The organism is Pseudomonas sp. GW456-12-10-14-LB2 (assembly GCF_002884345.1).
Classification (GTDB): Bacteria; Pseudomonadota; Gammaproteobacteria; order Pseudomonadales; family Pseudomonadaceae; genus Aquipseudomonas; species Aquipseudomonas paraglycinae.
Genome location: NZ_POHV01000027.1, coordinates 57,254 through 69,433, shown reverse-complemented (window position 1 = coordinate 69,433; position 12,180 = coordinate 57,254). Strand labels below are relative to the sequence as shown.

Genomic DNA, 12,180 nt, shown 5'->3' with positions numbered 1-12,180 from the left:
TTCACTTTTTCAATCAGGAGAAACACCCATGAGCATTACTCGTTACGGCACCGGCAGCACCGCCGCTGGCGGCCAGCCGCGTCCATTCGCCCGCGCCGTTGAAGCCGATGGCTGGCTGCACGTTTCCGGGCAGGTGCCGGCGGTGGATGGCGAGATCATCGTGGGCGGCATCGTCGAGCAGACGCACCAGACCATGAAGAACCTGATCGCGATTCTCGAAGAGGCCGGTTATGGCCTGGAAGATGTAGTGCGCGCCGGCGTGTGGCTGGACGATCCGCGGGATTTCAGCAGTTTCAACAAGGTCTTCGGCGAGTACTTCAAGCCCGAACACGCACCGGCCCGGGCCTGTGTGCAGGCGAGCATGATGGTCGACTGCAAGGTCGAGATCGACTGCATTGCGTACAAAAAGAAGGCTTGAGTGATGTGGCGTCGCTGAGGCCATAGCCCCCTCACCCTGGCCCTCTCCCCCAGGAGAGGGGACTGATCTCTATCGATGCAGATTGTTGTGCCAGACGATGGCATTTGCATCGATGCGATCAGGCTCCCTCTCCCCCTGGGAGAGGGCGGGGTGAGGGCTGCGATCCAACTGACACAACGCCAAGGGCCAGTTACCATCCCCGGCATCTTTTATGGGAACAACAGAAATGACCGAAGACACCATCAAGCGCCGGGCACGCGGTCTGGACCGGGCGTTCGATATCCTCGATTTCCTCAAGGAGATCGGCCAGCCACTGCGTCCGAACGACATCGCCAACGGCATCGGCAGCCCGAAATCCACGGTCTACGAGCTAGTGGCGTCATTGCTCGAGCGGCGGATTCTGGAGCCGGTGGGCAAGGACGGTCACGTCTATCTCGGTCGTCAGCTGTACTTCCTTGGCCAGGCGCACTTGCGCCATTTCGACCTCAGTCGCGAAGCCGATCACGCCTTGCAGGAGATCGTCAGCCAGACCCGGGAAACCGCGCAGATGTGCCTGCTCAACGGGCGCAAATACACGGTGGCGCTGATGAAGGAGGGCGAGCGGCATTTCCGCATTTCTTCCGATATCGGTGAAAACGCGCCGATCCCGTGGACCGCGTCCGGGCGCCTGCTGCTGGCGCACTTGAGCGATCAGCAGATCAGTGACCTGATCGACCCAGACGATTTCATTCTGCCGGGTGGCGAACGCCTGCCGATGGAGACGTTTCTGGCGGAAATCCGTCAGGCCGGCATCGACGGTTTCTTCTCCTTCGACAGTGTCGCCGACACCTTCACCCATTGCTTCGCCGCCCCGGTCAAAGACCCTCAAGGCGTGGCCATCTGCACCCTGTGCATCGTCGCCCCGCGCGCCGATGCCAAGAACAATTACAACGACTATCGCCGGGTCTTGATCGAGAGCGCCAACAGCCTCGCCCGGCGAATCAACGAATAACCGCGCCTGCCTGCGGGCGCGACTGTGAGGAGTTCGACCATGACGACTGCCAACAACACTGCTGCCGTGGAAAAGGGCGATGCCGCCGTCGGCGCGCAACTGGTGCGTGACATCAGCCTGCCGGCGCTGGTGCTGCATCGCGAAGCGCTGGAACACAACATCCGCTGGATGCAGAAATTCGTCAGCGACAGCGGCGCCGAACTCGCGCCCCACGGCAAGACCAGCATGACCCCGGCGCTGTTTCGTCGTCAGCTCGACGCCGGCGCTTGGGGCATCACCCTGGCCAGCGCCACCCAGACCCGCGCTGCATACGCCCACGGCGTGCGCCGGGTGCTGATGGCCAACCAACTGGTCGGCACACCGAACATGGCGCTGATCGCCGATCTGCTGGCGGCCGATTCCGGCTTCGATTTCTATTGCATGGTCGATCACCCGGACAACGTCGCCGATCTGGGCGCTTATTTCGCATCGCGCGGCGTGCGGCTTAACGTGATGATCGAATACGGCGTGGTCGGCGGCCGTTGCGGTTGCCGCAGCGAGCAGGAAGTCATCGAACTGGCCAAGGCCATCGGCGCGCAACCAGCGCTGGCCCTGACCGGCATCGAAGGTTACGAAGGCGTGATCCATGGCGATCACGCCGTCAGCGGCATCCGTGAATTCGCGGCCTCGCTGGTGCGCCTGGCGGTGCAGTTGCAGGACAGCGGCGCGTTCGCCATCGCCAAGCCGATCATCACCGCGTCGGGTTCGGCGTGGTACGACCTGATCGCCGAATCATTCGAAGCGCAGAACGCTGGCGGGCGTTTCCTCAGCGTGCTGCGTCCCGGCAGTTATGTCGCTCACGACCATGGCATCTATAAAGAGGCGCAGTGCTGCGTGCTCGACCGTCGCAGCGACCTGCACGAAGGCCTGCGCCCGGCGCTGGAAGTCTGGGCGCACGTGCAGTCGCTGCCGGAGCCGGGCTTCGCGGTGATTGCCCTGGGCAAGCGTGACGTGGCGTTCGATGCCGGGATGCCGGTGCCGTTGCTGCGTTACAAGGCCGGCGTGCTGCCGGCAGTGGGCGACGATGTCGGCGCCTGCAAGGTGACGGCGGTGATGGACCAGCACGCGTTCATGACCGTGGCGCCCGGCGTGGAATTGCGCGTCGGCGACATCATTTCCTTTGGCACTTCGCACCCATGCCTGACCTTCGACAAGTGGCGCGTGGGGCTGCTGGTGGACGAGCAGCTGTCGGTGATCGAAACCATGGAAACCTGCTTCTGATGAACTCGCTCAGTGCATTGGGTCCGAACACCCCGCGCATCGCCCTGATCGGCGAATGCATGATCGAACTCCAGCAACGTGCCGATGGCAGCCTGCAACAGAGCTTTGGCGGTGACACGCTGAACACGGCGGTCTATCTGTCCCGCGCCATGGGCGACAACGCGCAGGTCGATTACGTCACGGCGCTGGGTGACGACAGCTTTAGTGACGCGATGTGCCGCAGTTGGGCCGACGAAGGCATTGGTCTGGATCTGGTCCAGCGTTTACCCGGTCGTCTGCCGGGTCTGTATTGCATCCAGACCGACGCCGCCGGCGAACGTCGTTTTCTGTACTGGCGCAACGAAGCCGCCGTTCGCGACTGCTTCACCACGCCGACGGCCGCGCCGATTCTGGCGGCGCTGCCGGATTACGACGTGCTGTATTTCAGCGGTATCACGCTGGCGGTACTCGGTGCGCAGGGGCGGGAAAAACTGATCGAGACCTTGATCGAAGCCCGTCAGGGTGACGCGCGAATCGTCTTCGACAACAACTACCGCCCACGCCTGTGGGCTTCGGTGGAAGAGGCGCGGGCGGCGTATCGCAGCGTGTTGCCCCATGTCGATCTGGCGTTGCTGACGGTGGACGACGAACAGGCGCTGTTCCATTTCGAAGACTGTGACGCGGTGTTTGAAGCGTACGCGCAGATCGGCACGCCGGAAGTGGTGCTCAAGCGCGGCGCCGAAGCCTGTCTGATCCGTTGCGACGGGGAAGCGTTCGAAGTCCCGGCGCAGAAGGTCGAGAAGGTGGTGGACACCACGGCAGCGGGGGATTCGTTCAGTGCGGCGTATCTGGCGAGTCGCTTGTCGGGCGCAAGCCCTGTGCAGGCGGCGGAGGCGGGGCATCGCTTGGCCAGTCAGGTCATTCAAGTGCCTGGGGCGTTGATCCCCAGGGATTGATGCCGATCCCTGAAGGCGCTGCCGAAAGCCGCGCCTTCAGGGCACTGGATCAGTCGCGGTAAAACACCTGTACCAGGTGATACCCGAACTTGCTCTTGATCGGCCCGTGCACGGTGCGCAGCGGTTTTTTGAAGATCACCGCATCGATCGCACCGACCATCTGCCCCGGCCGTACTTCACCCAGATCGCCGCCGCGCTTGCCGGACGGACAAGTCGAAAATTTCTTCGCCAGCACATCGAACGCCTCACCGTTGGCGATGCGTTGTTTGAGTTTTTCAGCCTCTTCGGCGGTCTTCACCAGAATGTGGCGGGCTTGGGCTTTCATCGTGCAATACCTGTAGCGGGGTGACGGCGGGGCGCGGATTATGCCTCAAGTCACGGGTTTTGGCTGATCATCGTGCGGATCTTGCCGGCCAGCTGTTCGATGGAAAACGGTTTGGCGACCATGTCCATGCCGTCTTCGAGGAAGCCCTGGCGCTCGGCGGCTTTCTGCGCGTAACCGGTCATGAACAACACCTTGAGCCCCGGACGATGCTGGCGGGCGATCTCCGCCATTTGCCGGCCGTTCATGCCCGGCAGGCCGACGTCGGTCACCAGCAGGTCAACCCGCAGATCCGATTCGAGCAACGGCAGGGCGCCCTTGGCGTCTTCGGCTTCATGGGCGCGATAACCCAGCTCCTTGAGCAGGTCCATGACCAGCATGCGCACCGCCGGATCGTCCTCGACCACCACCACGGTCTCGCCGGTCGCCACAGCGGGGGCCTCGGCAACCGCTTCGATTGCCGGCAGCTCCGCTTCCAGTGCATACAAGCGCGGCAAGTACAGGCGCACGCAGGTGCCCTGACCCGGCAGGCTGTCGAGGCTGACGTGCCCACCCGATTGCTGGGCAAAGCCATAAATCATCGACAAGCCGAGCCCGGTGCCTTGCCCGATGGGTTTGGTCGTAAAGAACGGATCGAACGCTTTGGAACGTACTGAAGGCGTCATGCCGGTGCCGTTGTCGCTCACCGCCAGCATCAGGTAATCACCGGCCTTGACCGGTTCGAGGGTAGTGATGTCGTTGCCGTCGAGGTAGACGTTGGCGGTTTCGATCAACAGCTCGCCGCCGTCGGGCATGGCGTCGCGGGCGTTGATCACCAGGTTGAGCAGGGCGTTTTCCAGTTGGCTGACATCCGTACTGACGGACCATACGTTGTCGGCCAGGCGCAACTTGAGCTCGATCGGATCACCCTTGGTGCGGCGGATCAGGTCTTCCAGCGAGTGGATCAGTTCATTGACGTTGATGGTTTTGCGATCCAGCGACTGACGCCGGGAGAACGCCAGCAGACGGTGAGTCAGCGCGGCTGCGCGGTTGGCCGAAGACACCGCCGCGTCGGTGAAACGGCCGATCTCATCGGCGCGGCCATTGGCGATGTAGCGCTGCATCAGGTCGAGGCTGCCGATGATGCCGGTCAGCATGTTGTTGAAGTCATGGGCGATGCCGCCGGTGAGCTGGCCGACCGCTTCCATTTTCTGCGCGTGGCGCAGAGCGTCTTCGGCGCGCTCGCGTTCGAACATCTCGTTCTGCAAACGCTGGTTGGCCTGAGCCAGTTGTTCGGTGCGCGCACTCACACGCTCCTCAAGGGTTTCATTGAGGTTGCGCAGGGCTTCTTCGGTCTTTTTTCGTTCGGTTTCGTCGATCACGAAGATGTAGAAACCGTTCACTGCTCCATCCGCACCGTGGCGCGGCAGGTAGTTCATCAAGGCGTGCCGCTGACTGCCATCACGGTGCGGCGTGTACAGGCTGAACGAGCAGGGCCGACCGGCGAGTGCTTCGGCGATGTACGGCGCCCGCAGGAAATAGGCCTCTTCGCCGATCACCTCACGGATCGTGCGACCGTAAAGCTCTTGCGGCGTGAGCCCGTACCAGTCGAGGTACGCGGCGTTGTTCAGGCGAAAGCGTTCTTCGTGGTCGACATAGCTGATCAGGATCGGCATGGCGTTGATGATCAGTTGCAGCTCGGTCTGGCTTTGCCGCAGTGCCTGTTCGGTGTGCTTGCGTTCGGTCAGGTCCAGCGCCGCGCCGAGAAAACGTATCGGCCGGCCGTGATGATCCTTGTAGCAGCGCCCGCGGGCGAACACCCAGCGCAGCTCGCCATTGGCTTGCAGCAGGCGGTATTCCTCGGCGTATTCGGTGCCGTGGGTAATGCAATGCTTGATACTGCGGGCGATCATAGCGCGGTCTTCGGGGTGCACGCCGTGCAGGTACTCGCTGATCGGCAACTGACCGGCCAGGGCCGGATCGACACCGTGCAACTGGGCGAAATGCGCATCGGCGATGAAGCGGTCTTCGCCAATGTCCCAATCCCAGGTGCCGACCGCATCGGTGGCCGCCAGCGCCAGTTGCAGACGCTCTTCGCTTTCGCGCTGAGCCTTGAGACTGTCTTCGGAGCGCTGCTGCAGTTCCAGGGCGATGCGCCGGCGTTCGTTGGTTTCGATGGCGGTGACCAGAATCCCGGCCACTTGCGCGCTTTCGTCGCGGATCGGGCTGTAGGTCAGGTCCAGCCAGAAGTCGGAATCCTGCCCATCCCGCTGCAGGGTAAAGCGCCGTTCGCTGTAGGTTCGCACCTGGCCTTGTAGGACGGCGCTGTAAATCGGGTCGGTAAAGTCTCTAAGTTCCGGCCATATCTGGTGCGCCGGTTGTCCGAAAGCGTGCGGATGCTTGCTCCCGGCGAGCAGTGCAAAGCCGTTGTTATAGATCTGGGTGAGTTGCGGGCCCCACAACAGCAGCATCGGCATCGGCGAGTGAATCACGATGTCCACCGCGGTGCGCAGGCTCTGTGGCCAGGTGCCAGCGGCGCCCAGCGGGCTGCGGCTCCAGTCGGTGCGGGCAATCAATGCCTGGGCGTCGTTGGTGTTCGGTACAGCGTTCATCACATCAATCCTGGGCGTCGGTCGGTGAGGCGGCGTCTACTATCCTAGTGCGGTAGACGCTGTAAGGCACGTCGCGTTACGGCGCGGTCTTGTGTTCATTGAAAGCTTCGCAGGTGCTTTTGGCCATGGAAATCGATGCATTGCTCAAACAACTGGCGAGCCGCCACGGTTCGGATCTGTTCCTGTCCACGGGCGCACCACCCAGTGCGCGGTTCGACGGGGTGCTCACGCCCTTGAGCGAGCAGCCCTTCAAACCCGGTGAGGTGGCCAGTATCGCGGTCTCCCTGATGGACGCCGAACAACGACGGGAGTTCGACCGGGATCTGGAAATGAACCTGGCGATTTCCCGCACCGGGATCGGCCGCTTCCGGGTCAACATCTTCAAACAACGCAATGACGTGTCGATCGTTATTCGTAACGTCAAACTCGACATTCCGCGATTCGAAGATTTGAAACTGCCGCCGGTATTGCTCGATTCGGTGATGCTCAAGCAAGGCCTGATCCTGTTCGTCGGCGCCACCGACTCGGGCAAGTCGACGTCGCTGGCGGCGCTGATCGACCATCGCAATCGCCACAGCAGCGGGCACATCATCACCATTGAAGACCCGGTGGAATACATCCATCGCCACAAAAAATCAATCATCAACCAGCGCGAAGTCGGGGTCGATACCCGCAGCTTTCACGCTGCGCTGAAAAATACTCTGCGCCAGGCCCCGGACGTGGTGCTGATCGGCGAAATCCGTGATCGCGAGACCATGGAACATGCGCTGGCCTTCGCCGAAACCGGGCATCTGGTGCTGTCGACATTGCACGCCAACAACGCCAATCAGGCGCTGGACCGGATCATCAATTTCTTTCCCGAAGAGCGCCGCCCGCAATTGCTGCATGCCTTGGGCAATCACCTCAAGGCGTTCGTCTCCCAGCGTCTGGTGCGAACCCGGGACGGTCAGCGACGGGCCGCCGCCGAGGTGATGCTGGGCACGCCGACGATTGCCGACCTGATCCGGCGCAATGATTTTGGTGAGCTGAAAACCATCATGGAAAAATCGGCGGAACTGGGCATGCAGACCTTTGACGGTGCACTGTTCGTGCTGGTAGCAGAAGGGGTGATCGATGAAGACGAGGCCCTGAAAAATGCTGATTCGGTGAATAACCTGCGCCTGCGTCTGAAGCTGCACGCCGACACCATGCCGTCCCCACCGCCCTCGACCGGCGAATGGGGACTGATGGACTGACAGGCTTCAGTCGCGAAGTTCGACCCGGTCGCGAAACTGCTCAAGCGCTTGCGGATTGGCGAGGGCATCGGTGTTTTTCACCGGATCACCGTGCACCACATTGCGCACGGCCAGCTCCACCACCTTGCCGCTGATGGTGCGCGGAATGTCAGTGACCGCGACGATCTTCGCCGGCACATGGCGCGGTGTGGTGTTGGCGCGGATCACCTGGCGGATCTGCTGTTGCAGTGCCTCATCCAGCGTTAGGCCATCCTTGAGGCGTACGAACAGCACCACGCGCACGTCGTCCTGCCACTGTTGGCCGATGGCGACGCTGTCCAGCACTTGCGGGACTTTTTCCACCTGCCGGTAGATCTCCGCCGTGCCGATGCGCACGCCGCCGGGGTTGAGCACAGCGTCGGAGCGGCCGTGAATCAGCATCCCGCCGTGGGGCAGTTGTTCGGCATAGTCACCCTGGGCCCAGACGCCGGGGAACTGGCTGAAATAGGATTTGCGCAGCTTTTCGCCATCGGGATCGTTCCAGAGTCCGATGGGCATCGCCGGGAATGGTCGAGTGCATACCAATTCACCTTTTTCGCCGATCACCGGTTGCCCGGCGTCATTCCACACTTCCACCGCCATGGCCAGGCTCTTGCCCATGATCTCGCCCCGGCGAACCGCCGACATCGGGTTACCGTTGACGAAGCAGGACACGATGTCCGTACCACCGGACATCGAGGACAGGCACACGTCCGGTTTGAAGTCGCGATAAACGAAGTCATAACTCTGCGGCGACAGCGCGGAGCCGGTGCAAAGCAGGGTTTTCAGGTGGCTCAGGTCGTAGCTTTCGCGCGGCTTGATGCCGCTGCTTTCCAGGGTCGCGAGGAATTTCGGGCTGGTGCCGAACACGCTGACCTGCTCGTCGTCGAGCAGCTCCAGCAATCGCTCGTTGTCCGGATAAAACGGTGAGCCGTCATACAGCACCACCGCGCTGCCGACCGCTAGTGCCGAGACCAGCCAGTTCCACATCATCCAGCCGCAGGTGGTGTAGTAGAACAGACGGTCGCCGGGGCCCAGGTCGACATGCAGCCCGTGCTCCTTGGCGTGTTGCAGCAACACGCCGCCGGTGCTGTGAACAATGCACTTCGGTACGCCGGTGGTGCCGCTGGAATACAGCACGTACAGCGGATGATCGAACGGCACCGGGACGAACTGCGGCTCATCGCCCGGTTCATAGAAGTCGTCCCACAGCGTGACGTTGGCGGGTGTCCGGTAATCCGTGGCATGGGCCTGAGGTCGCGCGTAGGGCACGATGATCAACTGCTGCAAGGTCGGCAGTTGTTCGAGGATTTCATTGATCTTGACGGTCTGGTCGATCTCTTTGCCGGCATAGCGGTAACCGGCGCAGGTGATCAGCACTTTCGGTTCGATCTGGCCAAAGCGGTCGATCACGCCGTGGGTGCCGAAGTCCGGCGATGAGCACGACCAGATTGCGCCGAGACTGGTGGTCGCGAGCATCGCCACCAGGGTTTGCCAGGTGTTGGGCATGCAGGCGGCAACCCGGTCGCCGACCACGACACCGGCTGCTTGCAGACTGGCCTGGAAGCCAGCGACTTGCTGGGCCAGTTCGGCCCAGGTCAGCAGTTCACGCTGGCCGTTTTCCCCGATAGCGATCACGGCGATGGCATCGTCGCGTCGGCTCAACAGGTGTTCGGCGAAATTCAACGTGGCGCCGGGAAACCATTCGGCACCCGGCATTTTCAGGCCTCCACGCAGAACGGCGTCCGACTGGGTGTGAAAACTGATGCCGAAGAAATCCACGATCGCCTGCCAGAACGCTTCGCGCTGGTCGATGGACCATTGATGCAGGGCCGGGTAATCGTCGAGGTGCAGGTGATGGCGTTGATTGATGAAGTGCCGAAAGCCGTCCATGCGGGACCGGGCAATGCGTTTGGCATCGGGCTGCCAGAGAATGTCGGACATGGTTTGCCTCTTATTGTTTGTCAGAAGGCTCCCACGACAGCGTGGGAGCGATCAGTTGCAAGCTTATTGCGCGAGCCACCCGCCATCGATATTCCACGCGGCGCCACGCACTTGGCTGCCGGCCTCGCTGCACAGAAACAACACCAGCTCACCCAGATGTGCCGGGGTGACGAACTCCAGCGACGGCTGTTTCTCGGCCAGCAGATCGTGCTGCGCCTGCTGCGGGTCGACACCCTTGGCTGCGCGATCGTCGATCTGTTTCTGCACCAGCGGCGTCAGCACCCAGCCCGGGCAGATCGCGTTGCAGGTCACGTTGCTGGCGGCGGTTTCCAGGCCGACCACCTTGGTCAGGCCGATCACGCCATGCTTGGCCGCCACATACGCAGCTTTACCGGTGGAGCCGACCAGGCCGTGCACCGAGGCGATGTTGACGATCCGCCCCCATCCCTTGGCGCGCATGCCCGGCAGGCTCAGGCGAGTGCTGTGAAACACCGACGACAGGTTGATCGCGATGATCGAATCCCAGCGCTCCACCGGAAATTCTTCCACCGCCGCGACGTGCTGGATGCCTGCGTTGTTGACCAGAATGTCCACGCCGCCGAACTCGCGCTCGGCATAGGCGATCATGTCGGCGATCTGCGCCGGGTCGCTGACGTCCGCCGGGTGATGGCCGACCTTGCCGCCGTACTGCTCGACTTCGGCGATCACCTTGGAGGCGTCGCCAAAACCGTTGAGGATCAGGTTGGCGCCGGCCTTGGCCAGCGTCAGGGCGATGCCCAGCCCGATGCCGCTGGTGGAGCCGGTAACCAGTGCGGTCTTGCCATAAAGAGTCGTCATCAATACCTCACACAATGCCAGTGGCGTAGAAAGTGCCGATCACCACGAAAACCGCCAGGGTCTTGATCAGCGTAATACAGAAAATGTCCTTGTAGGCCTCACGGTGGGTGAGACCAGTGACGGCGAGCAGGGTGATCACGGCGCCGTTGTGCGGCAGGGTGTCCATGCCGCCGCTGGCCATCGCGGCCACCCGGTGCAGCACTTCCAGCGGAATGTTGGCGGCGTGGGCGGCGCTGATGAATTGCTCCGACATCGCTGCCAGCGCGATGCTCATGCCGCCCGAAGCAGAACCGGTGATACCGGCCAGCAGGGTCACGGTAATCGCTTCGTTGACCAGCGGATTGGGAATGCTCTTGAGCCAGTCGGCCAGCACCAGGAAACCCGGCAACGAGGCGATGACCGCACCGAAACCGTATTCCGACGCAGTGTTCATCGCCGCCAGCAGTGCACCGCTGACTGCGCTTTTGCTGCCCTCGGCGAGCTTGCTTTTGATCGCTTTAAAACCGAACGCCAGCACCATCAGAATGCCCACCAGCAAGGCTGCCTGCACCGCCCAGATCGCCGTGAGTTTGGCGATCTCGGTAGTGACCGGCGCGGCCATGCCCGGCAGCGCGAGGCTGTGGGTCTTGCCGTACCACTGCGGAATCCACTGGGTGAACAGCAGGTTCATGATGCCCACCGCCAGCAGCGGCGACAGGGCAATCCACGGGTTCGGCAGCTTAAGGTCTTCGGCGGTTTCCGGTTCGTTGCGCAGTTCGGTGCCGTAGCCTTCACCGGCACGCTGAGCCTTGTTGCGTTGGCGCTGCAGGAACAGCATGCCGGCGCAGAACACGAAAATCGTGCCGATCACACCCAGCCATGGCGCTGCCCACGCCGTGGTGTTGAAAAAGGTGCTGGGGATGATGTTCTGGATCTGCGGCGTGCCGGGCAGGGCGTCCATGGTGAACGAAAACGCGCCGAGGGCGATGGTCGCCGGAATCAGGCGCTTGGGGATGTTGCTCTGGCGGAACATTTCCGCTGCGAACGGGTAGACCGCGAACACCACGACGAACAGCGAAACGCCGCCGTAGGTGAGCAGGGCGCAGACCAGCACGATCACCAGCATCGCCTGGCGGGTGCCGAGCAGACGAATCGCTGCCGCGACGATCGAGCGGGAGAAACCCGACAGTTCGATCAGCTTGCCGAACACGGCGCCGAGCAGGAACACGGGAAAGTAGAGTTTGATGAAGCCGACCATCTTCTCCATGAACACCCCGGTGAAAGCAGGGGCGACGGCAGACGGGTCGGTGAGCAGCACGGCTCCGAGGGCGGCGATCGGGGCAAAAAGGATAACGCTGTAGCCACGGTAGGCCGCGAGCATCAGCAGCGCGAGGGCTGCCAAGGCGATGATCACACTCATGGTGTGCTCCTTCGATTGTTATTTTTGTGGGTGGAACGGGTGTGGGGAGGCCTGAAGCGAGATCTGTGCCAGATAGTTAAGTTGTTGAAATAAAAGGAATTAATTTGATATTCGGCGGTAGTTTTGGAGTTTTTGTCTCTGTTTGGAGACTTCTATAACTGTGAGGACGATATCGCGGGCAAGCCCGCTCCCACAGTTGTACGCATTCCCCCGGGAGAGCGGGCTCGCCC

10 protein-coding genes are annotated in these 12,180 nt (G+C 62.1%); 5 read left to right on the top strand and 5 right to left on the bottom strand.

Annotated features, from left to right (window positions below; all coding sequences use genetic code 11):
• Positions 1–28: 28 nt before the first annotated feature.
• The 4 genes from C1X29_RS19135 (at position 29) to C1X29_RS19120 (ending at position 3,604) form a co-directional block, all read left to right on the top strand.
• Complete coding sequence (locus C1X29_RS19135; protein ID WP_007912330.1) at positions 29–418, top strand: RidA family protein; 390 nt, start codon at positions 29–31, stop codon at positions 416–418.
• A gap of 226 nt (positions 419–644) precedes the next feature.
• Entirely contained in the window at positions 645–1,409 is a 765-nt protein-coding gene (locus C1X29_RS19130; RefSeq protein ID WP_085603279.1) for an IclR family transcriptional regulator, read from the top strand.
• 39 nt (positions 1,410–1,448) lie between these two features.
• Complete coding sequence (locus C1X29_RS19125) at positions 1,449–2,669, top strand: amino acid deaminase (RefSeq protein WP_102718114.1); 1,221 nt, start codon at positions 1,449–1,451, stop codon at positions 2,667–2,669.
• Complete coding sequence (locus C1X29_RS19120; protein ID WP_102718113.1) at positions 2,669–3,604, top strand: sugar kinase; 936 nt, start codon at positions 2,669–2,671, stop codon at positions 3,602–3,604. Before C1X29_RS19125 ends, C1X29_RS19120 begins: the two co-directional genes overlap by 1 nt.
• A gap of 49 nt (positions 3,605–3,653) precedes the next feature.
• On the opposite strand, the gene C1X29_RS19115 is transcribed toward C1X29_RS19120, so the two are convergent.
• Positions 3,654–3,929: a peptidylprolyl isomerase gene (locus C1X29_RS19115; protein ID WP_007952044.1), complete on the bottom strand. Its 276-nt coding sequence runs from the start codon at positions 3,927–3,929 to the stop codon at positions 3,654–3,656.
• A 50-nt stretch (positions 3,930–3,979) separates the two neighbouring features.
• Positions 3,980–6,517, bottom strand: coding sequence for a PAS domain-containing sensor histidine kinase (locus C1X29_RS19110; RefSeq protein ID WP_102718112.1), 2,538 nt, complete (start codon positions 6,515–6,517; stop codon positions 3,980–3,982).
• A gap of 125 nt (positions 6,518–6,642) precedes the next feature.
• Between C1X29_RS19110 and C1X29_RS19105 the strand changes: the two genes are divergently transcribed.
• Positions 6,643–7,752, top strand: a complete 1,110-nt coding sequence (locus C1X29_RS19105; protein ID WP_102718111.1) for a PilT/PilU family type 4a pilus ATPase — start codon at positions 6,643–6,645, stop codon at positions 7,750–7,752.
• 6 nt (positions 7,753–7,758) lie between these two features.
• On the opposite strand, the gene C1X29_RS19100 is transcribed toward C1X29_RS19105, so the two are convergent.
• The 3 genes from C1X29_RS19100 to C1X29_RS19090 form a co-directional block, all read right to left on the bottom strand.
• Positions 7,759–9,714, bottom strand: a complete 1,956-nt coding sequence (locus C1X29_RS19100) for an acetoacetate--CoA ligase (protein ID WP_102718110.1) — start codon at positions 9,712–9,714, stop codon at positions 7,759–7,761.
• Between the two features lie 63 nt (positions 9,715–9,777).
• Positions 9,778–10,551 (bottom strand): 3-hydroxybutyrate dehydrogenase, encoded by a 774-nt coding sequence (hbdH, locus tag C1X29_RS19095; protein ID WP_102718109.1) that lies wholly within the window; start codon positions 10,549–10,551, stop codon positions 9,778–9,780.
• A gap of 7 nt (positions 10,552–10,558) precedes the next feature.
• Positions 10,559–11,950, bottom strand: coding sequence for a GntP family permease (locus C1X29_RS19090; protein WP_007952055.1), 1,392 nt, complete (start codon positions 11,948–11,950; stop codon positions 10,559–10,561).
• Positions 11,951–12,180: the final 230 nt, after the last annotated feature.